Annotated in this window: 17 protein-coding genes; all 17 read right to left on the bottom strand. The window is 41.0% G+C overall.

Translation table 11 applies throughout. The features are described 5' to 3' along the window. Positions 1–20: 20 nt before the first annotated feature. A complete protein-coding gene (locus tag ACEW8U_RS11225) occupies positions 21–1,118 on the bottom strand; it encodes a serine hydrolase domain-containing protein (protein WP_373522133.1) in 1,098 nt (365 codons plus the stop codon). A 32-nt stretch (positions 1,119–1,150) separates the two neighbouring features. Next, entirely contained in the window at positions 1,151–1,834 is a 684-nt protein-coding gene (locus tag ACEW8U_RS11220; protein ID WP_373522132.1) for an ABC transporter ATP-binding protein, read from the bottom strand. Between the two features lie 335 nt (positions 1,835–2,169). Beyond that, entirely contained in the window at positions 2,170–3,429 is a 1,260-nt protein-coding gene (locus ACEW8U_RS11215) for an ABC transporter permease (protein WP_373522131.1), read from the bottom strand. After that, the gene (locus ACEW8U_RS11210; RefSeq protein ID WP_373522130.1) at positions 3,426–4,646 is read right to left on the bottom strand and encodes an efflux RND transporter periplasmic adaptor subunit; all 1,221 of its coding nucleotides are present in this window, start codon (positions 4,644–4,646) and stop codon (positions 3,426–3,428) included. The genes ACEW8U_RS11215 and ACEW8U_RS11210 overlap by 4 nt, the downstream gene beginning before the upstream one ends. A gap of 143 nt (positions 4,647–4,789) precedes the next feature. Beyond that, positions 4,790–5,581, bottom strand: a complete 792-nt coding sequence (locus ACEW8U_RS11205) for an SDR family NAD(P)-dependent oxidoreductase (RefSeq protein WP_373522129.1) — start codon at positions 5,579–5,581, stop codon at positions 4,790–4,792. Between the two features lie 386 nt (positions 5,582–5,967). Continuing rightward, a complete protein-coding gene (locus ACEW8U_RS11200; protein WP_373522128.1) occupies positions 5,968–8,109 on the bottom strand; it encodes a S9 family peptidase in 2,142 nt (713 codons plus the stop codon). Positions 8,110–8,180: 71 nt separating this feature from the next. After that, the gene (locus ACEW8U_RS11195) at positions 8,181–9,593 is read right to left on the bottom strand and encodes a hypothetical protein (protein ID WP_373522127.1); all 1,413 of its coding nucleotides are present in this window, start codon (positions 9,591–9,593) and stop codon (positions 8,181–8,183) included. A 321-nt stretch (positions 9,594–9,914) separates the two neighbouring features. After that, positions 9,915–10,205, bottom strand: a complete 291-nt coding sequence (locus ACEW8U_RS11190; protein WP_373522142.1) for a DUF86 domain-containing protein — start codon at positions 10,203–10,205, stop codon at positions 9,915–9,917. 37 nt (positions 10,206–10,242) lie between these two features. Next, positions 10,243–10,542, bottom strand: a complete 300-nt coding sequence (locus ACEW8U_RS11185) for a nucleotidyltransferase family protein (protein ID WP_373522126.1) — start codon at positions 10,540–10,542, stop codon at positions 10,243–10,245. 232 nt (positions 10,543–10,774) lie between these two features. Beyond that, on the bottom strand, positions 10,775–14,056 hold the full coding sequence (locus ACEW8U_RS11180) for a PDZ domain-containing protein (RefSeq protein WP_373522125.1): 3,282 nt from the start codon (positions 14,054–14,056) through the stop codon (positions 10,775–10,777). A 34-nt stretch (positions 14,057–14,090) separates the two neighbouring features. Then, on the bottom strand, positions 14,091–15,440 hold the full coding sequence (locus ACEW8U_RS11175; RefSeq protein ID WP_373522124.1) for a DUF418 domain-containing protein: 1,350 nt from the start codon (positions 15,438–15,440) through the stop codon (positions 14,091–14,093). 86 nt (positions 15,441–15,526) lie between these two features. After that, positions 15,527–16,834 (bottom strand): agmatine/peptidylarginine deiminase, encoded by a 1,308-nt coding sequence (locus ACEW8U_RS11170; RefSeq protein ID WP_373522123.1) that lies wholly within the window; start codon positions 16,832–16,834, stop codon positions 15,527–15,529. A 27-nt stretch (positions 16,835–16,861) separates the two neighbouring features. After that, on the bottom strand, positions 16,862–17,437 hold the full coding sequence (locus tag ACEW8U_RS11165; protein ID WP_373522122.1) for a flavodoxin family protein: 576 nt from the start codon (positions 17,435–17,437) through the stop codon (positions 16,862–16,864). Between the two features lie 296 nt (positions 17,438–17,733). After that, positions 17,734–18,492, bottom strand: a complete 759-nt coding sequence (locus ACEW8U_RS11160) for a hypothetical protein (RefSeq protein WP_373522121.1) — start codon at positions 18,490–18,492, stop codon at positions 17,734–17,736. 49 nt (positions 18,493–18,541) lie between these two features. Next, the gene (locus ACEW8U_RS11155) at positions 18,542–19,057 is read right to left on the bottom strand and encodes a YceI family protein (protein ID WP_373522120.1); all 516 of its coding nucleotides are present in this window, start codon (positions 19,055–19,057) and stop codon (positions 18,542–18,544) included. Further along, positions 19,054–20,613, bottom strand: a complete 1,560-nt coding sequence (locus ACEW8U_RS11150; RefSeq protein WP_373522119.1) for a hypothetical protein — start codon at positions 20,611–20,613, stop codon at positions 19,054–19,056. The genes ACEW8U_RS11155 and ACEW8U_RS11150 overlap by 4 nt, the downstream gene beginning before the upstream one ends. Before the next feature lie 126 nt (positions 20,614–20,739). Next, positions 20,740–20,932, bottom strand: a 193-nt coding sequence (locus ACEW8U_RS11145) for a hypothetical protein (RefSeq protein ID WP_373522118.1), incomplete at its 5' end; no start/stop codon positions are given.

The following is a 20,932-nucleotide window of genomic DNA, read 5'->3' as shown; positions in this document are numbered from 1 at the left end:
ACAAATCCTTAACCGAAGTCTTAAACAGAAGGTAGGATATTTCGGAGAACTTGCCAGATATCATTCAAAAATGTAATTGGTACTAAATTCCGATCCGGATTGGAACCCATTCGTACTAAAACCATATTTTGGGAAGGAATGACACAGACATATTGACCATCTCTACCTAACCCACAAATCATGTCTGAAGGGGCATTTGGGGCATAAGAACCGGCCAACGTAACCTGAACCTGTGGAACCATAAAGGTGTCTGAGCCATTAAGCCACCAAAGATACCCATAGCCTTGATTCAAATTCTGGGACATGCTGAGCATTTGCTGAAGGTACACCTTGTCCTTAATGACCGAATTCCCATCCCATTCTCCATTGGCCAAAATCAAGAGTCCAAATCTTGCCATTGATCTGGCATTGCTGAAAAAAACATTGTTGAAATCAATTCTTTGCCAAGAGCCTGTCATTCCGATTTTCGAAGCTAATTTATCATTGAAATATTGGGGGAAGGATCTACCGGTACTTCCCTCGACTACCTTATCCAATAAGGTGTACGGAGCATTATGATATGCCCATCTGGAACCCGGTTCAGCAAGATATTTGAGATTGTTTGCGGAAAAATCATCTCTGTTGCCGACTCCGTCATCCAAGCCTGAGGTCATGGTCAACTGATGCCAAACCTTAATTTCATTCTCCTGGGATTCGGACAGTGAAGTCCATCCTTTGCCCAGATAATCCGAACTTGGGTTTTGAATATTCAAATACCCTTCCTCTTGAGCAATCCCAACCAAAGTCGCAGTCAAAGTTTTGCCTGCCGAAGCCCAATACCAAAGTGAATTTTGATCAAATGGTTGGCTAATTTCCAATCGGGTACCAAAATATTCTTCCATCACAATCTTGCCATCTTTGAGGATAATAAAGGCACGGGTTCCGCCATCTTCCAGCAAGGTCTTGAGACTTGCAATTTCGGATGTATTCCAACCCAAAGAAGCAGGAGTGGAACTTTCCCATGTACTTCCGGTTACAGGTGGAAAATATAGTTCGGTTGGACGAGGATCCGGGACTTGTTTTTCGGTACAGGAAAACAACAAAAGGAAAAAGGAAAATAGATAAACTAGGTTTTTCATTTAGGAAATAATATTTGAATACTTTTTACATTTCATTGACTGATAATATAGCCATCCTCCATTTCAATAATCCTATCCGTACCCTCGGCAAATTCAGGATCATGGGTTACGATCAACATGGTCTGATGGAATTCTGCAGCAAGTTCTTTAAAGATATTAAAAACAATGTCTGAGTTTTTTTTGTCCAAGTTACCCGTAGGTTCATCACCCATGATGATCAGTGGATCGTTCATCAGGGCTCTTGCTATGGCGACCCTTTGTTTTTGGCCACCTGACAATTGATTTGCTTTTTTGAGTGCATGGTCCTGCATATCGAAAATACGTAGTTTTTCCATGGCAATATGTTCGAGTTCTTGTCTGGACTTTTGATTCATTTTGAGTCCCGGAATCATTACATTTTCCAAAACCGAAAATTCATTGAGCAGGTAATGGAACTGAAAAACAAAGCCGATTTTTTCATTCCTTATCTTGGATAAATGATTGGCGGATTTTCCGGTAATGATTTCCTCATCAATCCATAACTTTCCTTCATAATCAGTATCCATGGTGGACATGATGTATAATAAGGTAGATTTCCCGCAGCCTGATTTCCCCATTACCGAAACAAATTCCCCTCTTGTCACCCTGAAACTCACCTCCTTCAACACCTGTGTTTTTTCAGGGCTGAAAAAATATTTATTCACTCCTTTGGCTTCAAGTACCGGTTTTCCTTTCATGAGAGGGTGATATGGTTATTTGGTTGTTGTGTTTTTTTTATGTCTGAATGAATTGCTTTTCCCTATGTTTATCAATTACTATTTTCCTTGCATGCCGGCCCATGCAATTGGTTATATGATAGTTATTTAAACTTCTCCCTTCTGGTCTTCCCAATACTCGGGACAAGATTTGGTTCTTATCTCTTATCTCTTATCTCTTGGTTCTTGTCTCCTGTCTCTAGTCTCTTGGTTCTTGTCTCCTGTTTCTCGCATCTCGTTTCTCGCATCTCGTTTCTCGCTTCTAACTTCTCGCTTCTAACTTCTCGCTTCTCACTTCTTTGTCTCACGTCTCGAACTCATTTCCCCCTAATAATTTCCACCGGATCTACCCCACTGGCTTTTCTGGCTGGGAAATAACCTGCAAAATAGGTGGTAATCAAACTGAAAATACCTCCAATGATATAGTACTTGGGATTGAAGTCAACAGGGAAAGTTTTGATAGTTGGTAACGCTTCAGTTTCAAAAGGAATGCGTTCGATACCCAAACCAGCAACAAAACCCAAAACCAGACCTATCGCTCCACCAATAATTCCGATGGTCAATGCTATCGTGATAAAAATCCTGTTGACATCGCCACCAGAAAACCCTATTGCTTTTAATATGGCAATGGTATCCATTTTTTCATAAATCATCATGTTCAAAATATTGTAAATCCCAAAACCAGAAACTACCAAAAGGGTGATGCCTACAGCATAACTGATCAATGTCCTGATCTGCGTACCGGTTTCAAACTGGGCATTTACAGTCTGAATATCATCGGCATCAATTCCAAAGATACCCTGGTATTCCCTTGCCATAGCAGGGGCTTTTTCAAAATCATTCAATTTCACCTGAATATCGGTAATATAGGATGCTGATTCACCAAGCATTTTCTGGGTAGTGTTGATCGATGCATAACTCTGTACATTATCCAAATCGCCCAAACCAGACTGATAGTAACCGACAACTTTTAGCTGGATTCTATTTCCTCTGGCGGTGGTAGCTTGGATTACATCTCCAATTTCCGCCATCATTCTATCCGCTGCACCTTTGCCCAAAATGATACTATTTGCAATGTTTTTCAAATCAATATAATTTCCGGCAGTTACATAATCTTCAAACGCAAACAACCTACTTTCTTCCTCTACATCGATCCCATTGATTACCCCGGTGATATCAATCGTGCCAACATTATAAAAAACCTGGGCCGAAATCTTTGGGGCGACACCCAGCACCCTAGGATCCTCCTTTAAGGTCATGATGATTGCCTCATTATTATAAATGTTCAGTCGGCTCGCTGCAGGTTTTACAGAACGGATGATATTATAAAAATCCGAGAATCTCCCATCACCATCAATAGGTTGATTGGGATTAGGTTTGACTTCGTTGTAAAACCTGATATGTGGTGTACGGTTCAAAATCAAACCATCCAATAACTGGTTGAGTCCATTCATAAAACCCAACAAAGCGACAAACATGGTGATGCTGAATACCACTCCCGTAGCAGCGATAGCAGTCTGTTTGAACCTGGCAATCATCAGGGCTTTAGCGATATTTAGTATCAATCCAACCCTCATTTCCCTGGTTTGATTACTTGAGTTTTTTCATCGATTCCTGAGATGATCTCTGCTTTTTGATAATCCTTCAGACCAAGCTGAACAGGAACTGTATCGTTATCAGTGGTAATGACATATTTTTCATTGAGAATATATGATCTTGGTAAAATCAGGGCGTTTTCCTTTGACTGAATAATGATATTCGCTTCCAAAGTGAGATTAGGATATAAAACAGAGGGCACATTTATATAAACCCCTTCCACCATGAAGCTTTTACTTTGTTCATCCATCAGCGGATTGATTTTTGTGACAATAGCTTCAAAAACTTCCCCTCGATAGCTGTCCATGGAAACCAAGATTTTCTGCCCCCTTTGGATTTTGACAATGTCGTATTCGTCCACTTGCATTTCGAGGATAAATTCCCGATCACTTCCTAAAACAGCCAAAGGTGTCTGGGCATTAACCATTTCTCCTTTTTCCCTGAGCAAAGCATATACCCTACCATCTACTTCACTCTTTAGCACTAGGTCACTTTCAAGCGCTCTAGAAATGGAAAGGTTTTTAGAGGCACTTCTTTCATTGTAATCAATCTCCCGCTTGAGGTCAAGGTACCGAAGTTTGGAAGCTTCATAGCTGGTTTTTGAATTTTCAAAGGCCAGTTGACGTTGCTCCAAATCTACAGCGGTGCCAATTCCCTGTTCTCTCAACCTCTTTTGCCTTTCATAAAGCAAAGAATCATTTTGGTGTTTTGTTTTTGAATAGGCAATACTTATTTCTAAGTCTTTCAGCTTGGTCTGATTCGCCTGCCTGTCAGCATAAGCACGATTAAGTTCAGCACTTTCCCGATTCAATCTTGCAGATTCATTGAATATGGATAAAATAGGAGTGCCTTTTTTCACAGTATCGCCTTCCTGAACAAAAATCTCCTGTACGGTCCCATTGGCATTCGCAAAAGCCTGATATTGATATAATGCTTTGATCAATCCTGATGCATAAACAGATTCAGATATGTTTTCTCTTCGGGGAAATGTGCTGTCGTCTGAAGTGCGACAGGAAAAAAACAATAATCCAATTACACAATAAAATGTGAAGTATTTTAATTTCATAATGGGCAGGTTTGCTGCTTTGAATTTAACCGTTAATTTAAAGAAACTGTAGCGGATTTGGAAAAAATGTTTGCGGGTAATGACCGGTGGTTGGTGACCGATGTTGGTGTCTTCATTGCGAGTCCCCATCATTTTGAAAATGTTCAGAAAAGGAAATACATGGAAGCTACATTACTTGGGCCTCGTCCGCGATAGCTATCAGGCTCGGCCACCGGGGTCGTTTTTTGGGGAGGTGGTGGTGGTAAAAGCGGCGCCGCCGCAATTCCCACCACCACTCAACCCAACTTCCCTATCAGCCATCTGGCAATTCCAGGAGAATGCTGTCCCAAAAATGCCAGAAATCTGCCATGCCCGGTAAATACAAATGATTTCTTTCTTTTGCCAATGGCATTCACCATTACTTCGGCAGCTTTATCAGTAGGCCACATCAGGTTTTTTGGCCTTGGGTCTTTATTTTCCGGATGAAAGACACCATCATTGTCTACCCTGGTGATATCTGAATCCACAAACCCCGGGTGAATGACTGTACAGCTCACACCCGTTCCTTTCAATTCCAGCTGCAAAGTCTGGCCAATCGAACGAACTGCTGCTTTGGACGCACCATACGCCCCTGTATTGGGATTAGGGAGATAAGCTGCCACGCTGCCAATAAGTACCAATCGACCTTTGGCTTGTTTTAAATGTGGGATGGCAAATTTAGCAGTCAAGGCCAATCCGGTCACATTGCCATCCATTTGCCTTCTCCAATCTTTTGCGGTAAGCTTTTCCAATTTACCATAAATGCCAAATCCTGCATTGGCAATTGCTACATCCAATCGACCATATTGTTTGATGATCTCCAATACGGCACTTTCTATCTGCTGTTCATCCAAAATATCACAAGGAATGACTATTCCTTCACCACCGAGTTTTTTTACTTCCATCAGCACTTCTTCCAATTCCGGAGCTCTACGTGCGGAAAGTGCTAAAATCCCTTTATGCTTGGCAAATTCATAAGCCATAAATTTTCCCAATCCGGAGGAGGCACCCGTGATCCAAATGACTTTTCCTTCAAACGTATTATCCATATCAGCTTTTAATATTTCATTCAAATTAAGAGAAAATGAAAGTGACAGCGTTCCACCTAATAGTCAGAAAACAGCTTCAGAATTTGCCGTGAACCTCATTCATCCAAAGGCTTTTTTGCGTAAAAAGTTCAATACGAAGGATTGAGGAGATGTGAGACTGTAGATGTGAGGGTTTGAAACACAAGATGTATGATTTTTGACCAAATCCACATCTTATGTTTCACCATTTTGCCTTATTCCAATCCTCAACTATGCAGCAACTCAGCAAACCAATTTCTCGATTATTCTCGCCCTAATACACTTAGGGTAAGATTTAGCTCCCCGTAATCCGGACCAAGCTTTGATTTTTGGCTCGGTCTTATGTCTTGGGTCTTGTGTCTTATATCTCACTTAGAAATTTCCAAAATATCAAAAACAAAAGCATATTCCCTTGCCAGTTCTTTAAGGCTTTCGAATCTTCCACTAGCGCCTCCATGTCCGGCATCCATATTGGTATAGAGGAAAAGTTTGTTATTGTCAGTTTTCAGGGTTCTCAGCTTCGCAACATATTTGGCGGGTTCCCAATATTGGACCTGTGAGTCATGTAGACCCGTGGTCAAAAGTAGATGTGGATAATTCTTTGCCTCCAGATTATCATAAGGAGAATAGGATAGCATATAATCATATTGTTCTTTGATGTTGGGATTGCCCCATTCCATCCACTCGAATGTGGTCAATGGAATGGTCTCATCTTCCATGGTAGTCATTACATCAACAAATGCAACCTGTGAAATAATACCCTTGTAAACTTCAGGGGCCATATTGGTCACTGCTCCCATCAAAAGCCCGCCTGCACTTCCTCCTGATGCAAAGAGCATATCCTTTGACACATAGTTATTGTCCTGCAACCATTTGGAACAATCTATGAAATCATAGAAGGTGTTTTTCTTGTTCATCATTTTTCCATCCTCATACCATTCACCTCCCATTTCCTGCCCTCCTCTTATATGTGCTATTGCATAGACAAATCCCCTATCCAACAAACTTAATCGGGTACTGCTGAAAGCCGATTCCGTAGAAGACCCATAAGAACCGTAAGAATAAATCCATCCCGGACAGCTGCCGTCTTTTTTGAAGGTATCTTTTCGAAAAACAATAGACATGGGAATTCTTTTTCCATCCCTTGCTGGCACCATGATTCTTTCGGTCTGGTAATTTTCCTTATTAAAATCCCCCAAAACAGGCTGTTCCTTCATCAATATTTTCTCCCTACTTTCCATATTGTAATCGAAGGTAGAATTGGGAGTCGTAAGGGAAGTATAGGAATACCTTAATATTTTTGTATCGAAAGCTGGATTGTATCCCAAACCTGCATAATAGGCTGACTCTTCAAATTCCATTTGATGCTCAGAATTGTCAGCAGTTTTGATAATTCGGATATTGGCCAATCCTTCTTTGGTTTCTTGAATGGCAAGGTAGTCTTTAAAGTAATCCACATTTTCAAGGAAAATATCAGAGCGATGAGGAATCACATCTTTCCATAGACCTATTTCTGGGTTTGAAATAGGCGCTTCTACCAACCTATAATTGACTGCATCTCGATTAGTATAAATATAAAACTTGTCTCCACCAGCATGGTCCGCACTATACTGCACATTGTCCTGCAAAGGGCTAATTAACTTTGGTTTACTTGGATTATCTGCATCTAAGTACATGGAATAAGAAGCATCAGTTCTGCCGGAACCGATAACAATGTATTTTTTGGATTTGGTTTTTCCTACTCCACAACTCAGGGTTTGGTCTTTTTCTTCAAATACCACCTCATCCTGCGTGGCATATTCTCCTAAAATATGTCTTTTAATCTGGTAGTTTCTCAGGGTTTTCATATCCGGGATTGAATAATAAAAAGACTTGTTGTCATTGGTCCATACGGCACTGCTTCTGATATTTTCAATTTGATCAGGAAGCATTTCGCCTTTTCTGAGGTCTTTGATCATGACTGTATAAAAATTCCTGCCAACTGTATCCATGATGATGGCAGCAAGATTATGGTCAGGGCTGACTGAAGTCCAAAAGCTGAGGAAAGATTTCCCTTTTCCCAATTCATTGCCATCCATAACAATTTCTTCAGGCGCATCCAATGAGCCTTTTTTACGGGCATAGATGGGGTATTCGCCACCTTCCACGTATCTGGTGTAATAGTAATAATCGTCTAACTTGTAAGGAACAGAAGAATCATCTTCTTTTATCCTGCTTCTCATTTCATTGAATAGCTTTTCCTGAAATCCTTTGGTATGGGCCATCATGGTATCCAAATACTGGTTTTCAGCCGTCAGATAATCGATCACTTTAGGATTATCGCGGTCATTGAGCCAATAGTAATTATCAATGCGTTTATCCCCATGTTTGGAAGTGATTTCATAAGGTGTTATTTCAGCTACGGGTGGCTGTACATTAGGCAAGGGTGATGGGGATTTGGAGTCTTGGGGGGAACATGCTACACTCATTCCTATACTTAGAATTAAAAGGTTCTGGATTTTATTTTTCATGGTGAAATAAGGATAATCAGCAAATATATAAAATGAATGTTTAGTATTAACTTTTAAACTCCAACTCCTGTCTATTCCCCTAAAATCATACCCAAAAACTCCTCTTTGGAGACTTTACCTGATTTGACTTTTTCATAGTAGGCATACACTACTTTATCGACGGCTTGCATATATGCGTCATTGACCAAATAATGAAAAGGGTATTCTAGCAGCACTTCATGTTCCGCTAGGAGATTTACCAAGAAATAGGCTGCCCTTAGCTGTCCTGTTTTGGAATAATAATAGATCCAGGGTGAATAAAAAGATTGCAGCTCAGATTTGTGGAATTTCTTCCGTTTAGGATCAAAATCCTGGATTTTATGGCAATCATTCATCGCCTCAGGAATGGCATCGACCTCACCCAATTCAATTATAGATTGGGCATGGCAGGATAGTCCAAACAAATAATCCGGAAATTTGCTTTTGATCTCCAATGCAACCTGAACTGACTTTTCAATCTTTCCCCATCTTTGAAAATACTCCCATTTATACTGCCACAGCACCCTGTTCGCAGGCCATTTTTCAATCCCTTTTTCTATAAATTCAAGAAAAGCAGGGGACTCCTCATCAATTTCCATATCATTAAGCTTCCCGTAAGCCTTTTCCATGTAACTCATTTCCTGTTTACCAAAGGAAGTATTTGAAGTAGGCTTTTCCGTAGTAAGGACCTTGGTAAAAGGAGAAAACAACTTTTCTTCCCTCAAATCAGGATAAAAATATCCTGGCAACATGGAAAGGGTGAATAACAAAATATCTTCTGGCAAATCCTCAAAATCAGCTTCAACATAAAAATCCTCCCAATCCACCTCATCCCAACTGAAACAGGAATCATAGAATCGATCTTCAAATTCATCAAAATCATCATCCTCTTCAAAGTCTTCTCTAATGATTTTATAGGTTCCGGGTTTGCCATATTTCAGAATCTGACGCTCGAAATAATCAGCTCGCTCATCTTCCATATCCAAATAAAGATGGGCTATATTATCCTCACCCAATGGAACATCCATTTTGGGAAAATCATCAGAATCTTCCTCCAAGATCAATTCCGCAAATCTAAAATCCTCATGGGGCGCAATCCCATATTCTTCGGCAAAGGCCACAGATTCAAAAATAATATTATGGATCAATTCATAGGAGACGGGCAAATATTCTAACATGAGGCTATCCTCATATCCTCGGATCAATTCCCGATAGGTTGATTCAGGTTCATTCACAAAAAATAACACATCCTTCACCCCTGTGCAGAACAAGTCAACCAAAAGAGAGACAAATGTCAGGTTACCGTTGACATGTCTTCTGGAAAAAACCAACGGGAACTCTTTTATTTCCTCCCAATCCTTTGGTAAAAGACATTCATAAACAGGCAACTTCCGGGCATTGCCTGATTTTAAATAGGAAATTGGGTTGAAGCTGGTTTTTTGTGGTTTGGATTTCTTCTTTGCCATGGATAATAGATTTGGAACTGCAAGGTAAATGGTTGGTTTCGGAAATTTAGCCGAAAGTTAAATTTACTCTTTTACCAAGTCCAAATTCAAAAATCCGGTAAAGGGTGGAGAGTTGAATGGAAGATTTTCTGTTTCCTTTTTAGAAATTAGACCATGCTTTGGCTTTTGATCTTAGCCACCGCAGGAAGGAGGTTGGCAATGTGAGAAATAGGATGGCTTTGACCCAACTATGATCCTATTGTGAGCCAACTTCTTTTATATTCTATTATTTTGTGATTCTAATATCAATTTTGTCTAATGCTAAGTGTTGTGGTAAGAGCATTATTCTCTTAGTTTAATTATTTCTTCTTTAAGTTTTGGAAGTTCTCTTATCACAATTGTCCAAATTACTTCATCTGATATGTTATCATATTCGTGAGTAATCCTGTTTCTTGTCCCTATTATTTGTCTGGCACTTTGTATTTGGATTTTGGCGTTTTTGTAGTTAGTTATTCTATTTACAGCTTCTCTAATAATTTCAATATTTCGATCAACTGCTTTTTTGGTTTTTAGGTCCTTCTGAAATTCAAAAAAATCTCTCTTCTCAGGCAAAAAGTCAAAAATTTCATCTATTGACCTTAGAATATCCTAAAGCCAAGCGTTTATCTTGTTATCCATAAAGTACAACTTTTGACTCGTTAATTTCCTTTCTGAAAAATGAGTTTTTTATTCCTCGTTCTTCTATCAAGTCAATTTGTCGCTTTAAAATCTGTTCTAAATTATCCTTTAGTTGAAAATACAAATCGGCATATTTTATTGGATCATTTTCGTCAAAGTCAACCAAGAAGTCAATGTCCGATTCTGTAGAAAAGTTGTCTGTTAGGACAGAACCAAAAGCAGAAAAACTCTTGACTTTATATTCTCTACAAAGTTGTTTTATAAGTTTTAAGTTTTTCTCTGAAATTTTCATATTTGATTAATCTTAATCACGAAATTACAAATTTTTCGTGAGTTCAGCTTTCCTCTAATAATGGGAAAAGCATGCCAAATTGGAATACTTTCCCCATTATAGTAAAAAGAACTTCTATAAAAATAAAGGATTTTTGAAAAAATCCAACCCCTCACCAATCCCCTATAAAAAAAGCAAGCAATAGATATAGGTCTGTTGCTTGCATATTTTCAATGAAATTACCCACCCCCAATCAATTCCCAGGCCTCACCGCAGGCCTCGGGAATGGCGGTGGAGTGATTTCTATCTGCTTTTCTTTTTCCAATAATTTCAGGGCTTCTTCCACACCACGTTCTAATTGAATATCTCTTCCCTCGGCAAATGATTTGGCATCGATAGAAACTTCTATTTCAGGCCCAATGCCTTGATTCTCCCCTATCCATTCATTTCGGATGGGGTCAAAGACGGCATTGTCCGGTGAGGTCATGGCGCCGCCGTCCACAAAACTGTAGTGCACAGAAGACTTTACCAATCCGCCCCAGGTCCTTTTTCCTATTAATGGCCCTGCATTTTGGTTCCTGAATACCCATGGGAAGAAGTCACCGCCTGAACCTGCCAGTTCATTGATCAGCAATACTTTCGGTCCCAATATCCCAGCGGGTAATTTGAAATGCGGCGCACCCGGCACTTCGTTGGTAATCGCGCCTCTTAATTTTCTGGTCATCAGGTCCACCATATAATCATCCAGCAAACCACCTCCATTGAAGCGCTCATCGATAACCGCCCCGAGTTTGTCCTGTTGGGCAAAGAAGTACCTGTTAAAGGATTCAAATCCGGGTCCTCCCGTATTGGGAACCCAGACATAGGCCAGTTTACCGCCGGACAGTTCATCCACTTTTCTCCTATTATCCTCCACCCAAGCCCTTTGACGCAGACCGTATTCAGAACCAATCGGCAATACGGTCAATTTCCTTGCGCCATTCATATTGGGTTGCCTATTCAAATGAATGATGGTTTGTTTGCCTGAAGTCCCCTTGAATGCCTCGTAGATATCCATGGTAGCATCTACCTCCTGTCCATTTACAGAAAGCAGGTAGTCCCCTACATTCACCTCAAGTCCCGGTTCACTCAATGGGGCTTTCAGGTTGGGATTCCAGCTTTCGGCAGTAAATATCCTTTTGATCCTCCACTTGCCATTGGCGATCTCATAATCCGCTCCCAACATGCCTGTTGCCAGCGTATCCACTGCCGGAAAATCCCCTCCAAACACAAAACTATGCCCAACGGAGAGCTCTCCGTTCAGCTGATCCAAAAGGTAGGTCAGATCCTGTCGGTGCTGTATGTAAGGAATCAGGGGACTGTATCTCTCCCATACATCATCCCAATCCCTGCCATGTGTCCCAGGATCATAGAAATAATCCCTTTCGTATCTCCAAGCTTCGGTAAAAATCTGTTCCCATTCCTGCTTCCTATCCAAGTCCATCCTAAGGTCCATCTGGACCATGCCATCAGATGGTCCGGGATTTTTGTCCACACTGACCACTTTCCAGTTACCTGAAGCGAAGTAAAGCAACTTCTCCTTGTTCTGCGAAATCTTAACCCGACCTACCCCTTTGGTAAACTCCTCGAGCTTTTTTCCATCGACGGTGAATTTATGCAAAATCAAACCAGGGGAATTTGGAGCGGCTTCTGCTAGGAAAGCTGTTTCTTTTTTTCCTGCCAAAATGAAATTGTAGGACTTTACCGGAACAGACAGGGACAAGGTCCTTTCTTCCAGGCCATCCCAATCAATTTTTACGCTTGTCTCTGAATCCTTAATTTCTTTTTTGTCATCCTTGGCATCCCCTTTTTTAGGTTCTTCTTTTTTTGCTTCTTCCTTTTTCACCTCCTCTTCATCACTCTTTAAGGGAAAAGGAGTTTTTTCATCCTTAGAAAGCACAATAAGGTAAGCCGCATGCTCGGGCCTAGCCGAGATAGCCGAAGTATTGGCCCAACCGGAACCCAAAGCCAGATTCGTACTGGCCAAAAAATACAGGTATTTGCCCCCGGCATCCCATGTGGCAGAAAAAGAATCCGCCAGGTTATTGGTGACAGGTTTGGTTTGGTTGGTATCCATGGACCATATATAAATCCTTCGGAACATATTTGTCCCGGTTTTGCTGTAGGAAAGGTATTTGGAATCCGGGGACCATTCCAGTTTCATATTTCCCCGCTCTATGTTGATGCCACCGGAGTCGATGGTTTTGATCTCCCCATTGGCCACATTCAGGATTTTCAGGTAAACCTTATTGTCCACTAAGGCAATGTACTTTCCATCCGGTGACCAGGTGGGTTCCCAGACCATTTTGGCGTCTCCTATGGATATTTTTTTGGCCGGGGTCAGTCCATCTTGGCCGGAAATCAAAAGCTGATAACCTTTCCCATCCTCATCAGAAAACCATGCTACCTGATCTCCTTTGGGTGACCAAATGGGATTTCTGTCGGCTGCACCGGAACTCTTGCTCAGGTTCCGGGGACTTCCATCCTCAACAGGTACCGTGAAGATTTCCCCTCGGGCTTCCAGAATGATTCTTTTGCCATTGGGGGAAAGATTGGCATTGGTGGCTCTCGAAGTCACTTTTTCCAATCTTGGTTCAGCCCAAGGGAAATCGCCTTTTACTTCAATGGGTATTTGTTTTGCGGTTCTGCTTTCAGGATTGAACAAATGCAGCAATCCGTCCTTTTCATAAATCAATTGCTCACCTTTTCCCGAGAGCCACATGATATCCGAGCCTTCAAGTTGGGTCAATTGCTCCAGGTTTTTATTTGTTGGATCATAAGACCAGATATTGCTAACCCAATCTCTATCGGAAAGAAAATAAACCTTATTTCCCAAAACCACTGGGAATTTATCCGTAGTCCTTTCATTGGGGATAAACTCTTCGCTCATGTCATTCAAATCTGTAATGATCAGCGGGGTATTCTGTCCACCCCGGTAAGCCCGCCATGTTTCATCCCAACGGGATATAGGTTCCACCACCAATTTATTTTCACCCAAATAAGACGCCCTTACTCCCCTTGGAACCGGAATCTCCTCAGAGGGACCTCCATTAACAGGGACTTTCCACAGCCTGCTGTAACCAACCGGGGCCGTATCCCTGCCACTTTCATAGATCACATAGCTACCATCCGGAGACCAACCAGCAACCCTTGCTGCAGAGGGATGCCATGTCAATTGTCTGGGTGTTCCCCCTTCGCTAAAGACCACATATACTGCGGTAGCGCCTGTCCTGTTGGAACTGAAGGCAATCTGCTTCCCATCAGGAGAAAATCGGGGATTATCCTCAATCGCAGGAGTACTCGTCAGCCTTTTGGCCTCCCCTCCCTGAATCGGTGCCAACCAAAGGTCGGCGCCATACACAAAGACGATTTGGTCTTTGCTGATATCCGGTTGCTGTAGTAGCCACGTTCCCTGTGCATCGAGTGTGAGGTGCGAGCATAAAATCAATACCAAGGATAAGAAAATCGTGGCGAGTGTGGAATATTTGTCAATCATGGTGTTGGGTTTAATAATTGGTGAATGCTAGGGTTTATGGATTATTTCTTACAAAAGGTTGAATCCTGCCATAAGTCAGGCACCTCCATAGCCACTCCAATGGACCAAACAGGAAATACTTCAACCAAATCGGGCTGATGATCAACTGAAAAATCCAGATGCCGATTACCAAGTAATACAGCTGATAATATTCCCATTCCGCATATTGATTCAGACCATATCCAAAAAAGACAAGGGTACAGATCACCGAGTGCATGATATAATTGGTGAAAGCAGTTTGTCCTACGGCCCTCAGTCCATTCATCAATGTTGTGAAATACCCCTTTTGATATATCAGAATCACCAAAGCAACATGGGCCATCATGATCAGAATCCTTTGAAAATCGTAGATCAGGGCTACCCAATTGATAGGATGTTCCTCAAAAAACTTAAGGGCTGTTTCCACATTGGGGAAATGGATGGTGTTGTGGATAAAAGAAAATATTACCAAGGGCAGGCCAACACCATATCCTATCCAAATGGTCTTTTTGTATTGGGACTGCGTCCATTGCATGGTCAGAAAGCCCCATTTGTACAGGGCTATGCCCAATAACATCAGGGCCAACATATCCCAAATGGAGAAAATCAGGTACTTAAATTGCCCGTCCCAAGCTTTGGGACGGATGTGGCTTGCTACATCGGAGTAGCTTCCTTTCATCAATGCAGTATGTTCCACTACTTCTTCCCTATTAGGAATCATATCCTTTCGGGTTTCTTCCCAAACTTCCATTGCCGCCAATTCCTTTTCCCCTATTTCATTGCCAGCCTCCTGTAAAGTAATGGCTTCTTTGTAATCCAGGTATTTTCCCCGGATATTTTGCATGAATAAAGTGTTGGCAACAAATCCGATAATGGCAACGATAGGCACACCCATTGCCAGGTATTTGGGTTTCATTTTTCTAAAAAGGAAAGCCAACATTCCTATCAGTCCATAGAAATAAAGTATATCCCCCATCCAAAGGATCAAGTGCGCATGGGCCAATCCAAACAAGGTCAACCAGATCATCCGCTTGTAAAATAGCCAAGTGGCGGATTTCCCTGCTTTTTCCTTATTGGTAGTAAAGAGTATGATTCCTGCACCAAACACCATAGAAAACAATGCCCGCATTTTGCCTTCAAAAAAGATGATATTGACTGCATGCACCCAGAAATTGGTATTCGAAGTATCCTGATTCCAAGGCTCGGAGTAATACTCTTCCATGGAGAAATAAGGAATATTCAAAATCAGAATACCCAAAAGTGCTACGCCTCTGATAATATCGATGATATCTATTCTATTGACAAGGACAGAAGGTTTGGGGGAGTTGTCTATCAACTCGGTTTCGGAAGTGGTTTGTAGTGACATTCGAGAGCGTGTTTGATATAAAAATACCAATAAATTTAACCAAAAATCAACAGGTTTACTATCACATAAAAATGTTATAAAAAATCTTAATTAAAATCAAATTTGCGCATAGGAATTTGCCTAGTCATACAATGGATTCCCCCACCATTGGCATTCACGTAGGTGGCGTCTATAAATACGAGTTTTTTATTCGGATTTAGTTCTTTGAAAATCTGTTCGACCTGTTTTTCCTTTTCTAGAGAACTCCCCTGTGCTATATAAGAGGGGATAATGATTTTATCATTTGTAAAGAGAAAATTCATATAGCTGGTTGCGGCGACAAATTTCAAGGTATCACCTTCTACAAAACCTTTACTTTCATAATACTTTCTTACTCCTTCTTTTTTTAACCTTTCTGCGTCCAATATCCTATCTTCTATGACATGTGCCGGCATGGGGAGTTTGATGATTTGGAAAGGCTTCCCATCTTGGTCTCTGGCTTTCTTTAGTATTTCGTAATTCTTATTCATCCGCTCAAATGTGGCTTTTTTGATGGGATTGAGGTCTTTTTCATCTTCGTCTACCCAAGCCAATAAAATGGTATTTTCATTTACAAACCTTGCAAATTCATCCGTATGGCCATTGGTACCCCCTGATGTATAATTTTCGAAAAAATCACCTCCTCCATCCTCGGCCAAGCCATCAGATAGCCAAATCACATTGGTTACGCCCAAAGTCCTGTAGAACTCATCCTCAAAGTGTTTTTTTGTCAAAGTATCACGCAATGCTTCGGGAAGATTCCGAAATAAAAAGGATTCCGATACTAATAAAGAGCCTTTGCCATTGACATCAAACGCACCTCCTTCGATAAACATCCAGGATTTTTCATGAATTTCGCCTTTTTCGACAGCGACCAAACTATCTATGGCCATCATTTTTATTACCGTTTGATACTCTTTGGCCAGTTCAGTTGAATCTGCATCAATATCCCTCAACCGCTTCATATACCTGAAATAACCGGTATGATTGAAATCAATGGCTCTCCTTTCACCTTGCCTGTTGATAACAAAAGCAGGGGCACTGTCTCTTGACCAGAAAACTTTGTCAGCTGGAATTTGGGAAATTTCCACCCTATCTAATGGCACTTGAAGTTCTGTCAGAAAATCATGGGCTGCCTGCTGAAGGCTGTCTGAAGTCACCCAAAGCACCACATCTATATCCTCTTGCAATTCCCTGATGATATTGGCAGAAATTATATGCAAGGTGTCATCTTTCTTAAGGTTACCATCCCAACCCATCCAAACAGCTTCTTGGGGTTCCCATTCAGCCGGAAAGAAAAAAGCGGATGTATCAGGTTTTTCTTTGCAGGAGAAAAAAACAATTAAAGCAAAAATCAAACAGGTGAAGTTTTTCATTCCTCAATGTAAAAAAAAAGATTGCATTTAGTTGATTTTCAACAAAAATTCCCCCACTCTTCTACCCAACCCCTCTGCTTTTTTTAAAAATATCTCCTGCACTTCTTTATCGGCAAATTCACCTTCTCCCGTAACAGCCGAGGCGCCAAAAGCCGCCTCTACCTCTTCCCCTCCTACAATCACCATCCCATGGATCATCATGGCCCGGATGATGCTGAACATCACCGCCTCCTCACCAATGGAAAATCCCCCTCCCGTGACAAATACAGCACCAATTTTATCTTTCAGTGGCCTATTTTCAAAAGGCCAGGAATTGACAAAAGCTTGTACTTCAGGGGTCATATTGGCATTGTAAACAGGGGAACCAAGAATGATGGCTGAGGCTTTCAGTATTTCCTCTTCAGTAACTTCCGCTATGGGCTTGAGGATATATTCAACGCCTTGGACTTCGGCTACTCCCTTGGCAACTGCCTCGGCCATGGCTTGGGTTTTTCCGGATTGAGAGTGGTAGGTGATGAGGATCGTTGGAATAGATTGGGCAAACAAGGCTTGTGATAAGCCAAGTATAAGGTTCAAAAGTAAATAATGGACTAGTATTTTCATTTACATATTGATTAGTTACTAAAAACGATAAAATTACCCACTTTTAACCAATAAAGGAAATTCTTAAAAGGGTCTTGGCAAGCTCGACCACCGGAGCGTTATTAATTTAAGGAGGAGGGGGAAGGAAATGCGGCACAGCCGCATTTCCTTCCCCCTCCTCCTACCACTATAAATATAAACCAACAGCTTCTTTTTTTGAGCTGATCTTTATTCTTTTAGGCTCGAAAACTGATACTTAGGTAATAATATACAATAAAATATAATTAAAATGAATTCATGCCGTGAGACTTCATCCATCAACTTTTGAACAAGAAAAACACAAAATCCTCTCCCCACTCAGCTGCACCAACAATTTGGCTGATCACCATCAATATCCAGTAAACTACAAATAATATCCAGGATAAGGGTAATACCTTACCAAATACCCTGTAATCATGAACCAGTAATCCTCCTGATAAACCCAATAGCAAAAAAGGACCAATTAAATGCCCTAAGTTTGAATCCATCAAATGTGCTGCTGTGCCTCCGACTCTTGAACTTGCAGCAAAGAGATAGGCAAGCCCAGTGAAAAACATCAATCGCTTATGGATTTTCGGGTTGGTTCTGTACTGGATCCCCAGTGCCAAGCAGCTGACAAAAAACAAACTCATCAAAATATCAAGCCAAAGAATGGAAGATAACCCCGGTTCTATTTCACTTACTGTTTGTCCTAATTCAGCAGCAAGTGACTCCATTCTGTCTGGAAAAAGGCTGATGGCATAAAATGTGGATACCAAAACCAATATTGCCCATAGCGCTCCAAAATAGCCGGATTTTTTGTGTATCTTCAGGTTTTTGGTCTTGACCAATCGGGTTTGAACTACCAAAAACACATACCAAATAGTCAAAATCATTCCATGGATGATATAAGGTAAGGGCAATCCTTTTGGATAAAAGGGTTGTTCCTCAACCAAAAATTTGAGATAAAAACTCGGGGCAAACCCCAAAAAAACAACAATGAGGAAAATCCAGCTTGAAAGGTAAAAGAAGTTACTTTTTTGTGAATTTGGAATCATGCTTAAATAGTAAAATGGTAAAATACTTTTATTATAAGAATAACTTAAACTAAAACTCCATCACTACCTTCACTTCATCAGAAAGCACCAGGCTCTTCTCTCCCAACCCAAAATCCAAACGGTCAATCACAAATTCTCCCTTGAACTTCCGATGCTTTCCCGACTGCATAAACGTAAATGGAATTTCCACCTCCCTTCTAACATCTCGGATCTGCAATTCAAAAATTCCTATAAATGCATTCTTCCCATTGGCTTTAAAGGATTTGGAAGTCAGATTGATCAAAGGGAATTTCTCTGTATGGAAATATTGTCTGCCCTGCAGGTGCTTATCTCTGAGTTTGATTCCCGTATCCATGCTGGCAGGATTTGCTGCTCCTCTTATGTTGGATTGAGTTAATTTCTTAACATCAAAGTTCACATCGACTTCCCAATCAGAAATGGTACCCTCCACAGTAATCCCGGCATTTTTGATTTTAAACTGAATGGGTTGATCAGGTTTGATGGTCTGGGCTGAAAGGCAGAATGGTAATACTAAAAACAAAAACAGTAAGAGTTTTTTCATCATAATGTCATCAGGTAAGCGATCAAAGCCTTTTTATCCTCTGCATTCAAATCCATCCCAAATTCATGTCCTTTTACTGCTTTGGTTTTGACATCATGTGGTTTGAATCCCGTAGGCACATAGTCAACTTCCAATCTTGCCGGATCAAAGAAATCTTCCAAATTGGCCAAAGAGGCATCATGCAAAAATGGTCCTCTGTACCACAAACCCAACAAAGATGGGATTTTGTAATAGCCTGTTCCCCTCCTGGTCTTCATCGTGTATCCCTGGTCTGTACCCACCGAGATATCGAAGATGTCATATTTGTCATAATGTTCTTCAGGTACCAAAAACCCATCTGCTGGTGTCAGTTTGTTGTTGGTAAACAAAGGTGGAGTGTGGCACGTGATACAGCCCTGCTCGGCAAAAATGATTATCCCTTTTTCACTCAATGCAGAAGGTTGATTCGGGTTTTTTGGTGGGTTTAGTGAATAAACAAATTTGGCCAATGCATAAAGCTGTGCATCCGAGTGCCGATCATAAGTTCCAGGGAAAAAGATAGGATCACCACTATTTAGCCTTTCTTTAGTCAAACCAATTGGATTATACTCCCCATAGAAATTCAAGAAGTCCAAAGCCTGATTCATAGCGATGTAGCGCATCATGTCTTCGATGTTCCTATGTTGCCCTAGACCTCCGTGGTCCAAGTATTTTCTATCCTTGACCCCTATCAAGTTTGGAGTCTGAGGAGGAAAGAGAATACTGGTTCCCTGTCTGCCAAAAGCCCCTTCGGGTACTGCCTTATACGCTTCAATTAAAGCATCTTTTCCTCTGGAAAGTAGATTCCCGTGCGGGTCACCTTCAACCCAGGGACTTCCAAATAATGCATTGGTAACCCATTGCACCGCCTTTTCCGAAGCATCATCGGATTCCATGGCAAAGGCAAAAGCCTTATCACCAGGCCAGTTTCCCTGTGCACCTTTTAGCAGTGACCCATCATCCATCACCCGGGTATGACACATAGCACAGGACAAATTCCCTAAATATACCTTCCCTTTTCCTGCCACCACCCATTGGGCAAATGGCATGATTCCTTCGGGTGTTATTGGCATATCAGTAGCCGTGTAAAAATCCCTATTGCGAACATGTTGTGTATTGATCACCGCACCCATAGTGTCAATAGGATAGTCAAAAAGCAATTCTCCTGCCTTGATATAATCCTCCTCTGTGAACAATTGGCTATCATCCAATACAATCTCAGCTTCCTGTTCATGAAGCCATTCCCAGTATCCCTCTGGTTCATGGTCAGGATGGTAAACGGGATAGGTTTTATAAATAACCCGCTCTGGTAATTTATAATAAAATGCTTCAGAAACTGGCTGAGCTGAGAATTCCGGATTGGAATTGGGAAGCTCCCAGTCCTTCATAGCTACATCGGTCCAGATGCGGGGAATGTCCACGTAAATGAATTTTGCAATTTGATCCAGTTTGGGATTGGCTAATTCGAAACCCAAAATCGGAATTAAAAAAAGAAGCAATGACCAAAATTGCAGGTTCTTGAATCTGTCTTTTGTTTTCATATACTTCATTGAATTTTAATTGATAATCAATCCTTTATCCAATTTAGATAATTCAAACAAAACAACAAATGGCATGAGTGAAATAAAGAAATCTGCCTTTGTTGATTTGCATAATTTTTACATTTTCTAAAAATCAATCTTATAATAGAAGATCGGGAGAAATCCCAACTGATAATTCTGAATAATAGATTTCTCCGGATCTGGATTCTCGATATCATTTGGGGCCCAGGTAAGGTTCAGCACATTTTTGGTCCCTAATATATTGATCAGGTCCAAAGCAATTTCATGACTGAGTTTTTTGGTATTGATCCTATAATTG

This window comes from Aquiflexum sp., from assembly GCF_041751335.1.
In the GTDB taxonomy this organism is placed as follows: domain Bacteria; phylum Bacteroidota; class Bacteroidia; order Cytophagales; family Cyclobacteriaceae; genus Aquiflexum.
Note: the sequence above shows the minus strand (reverse complement) of the source record. Positions and strands in the feature narration are given on the sequence as shown.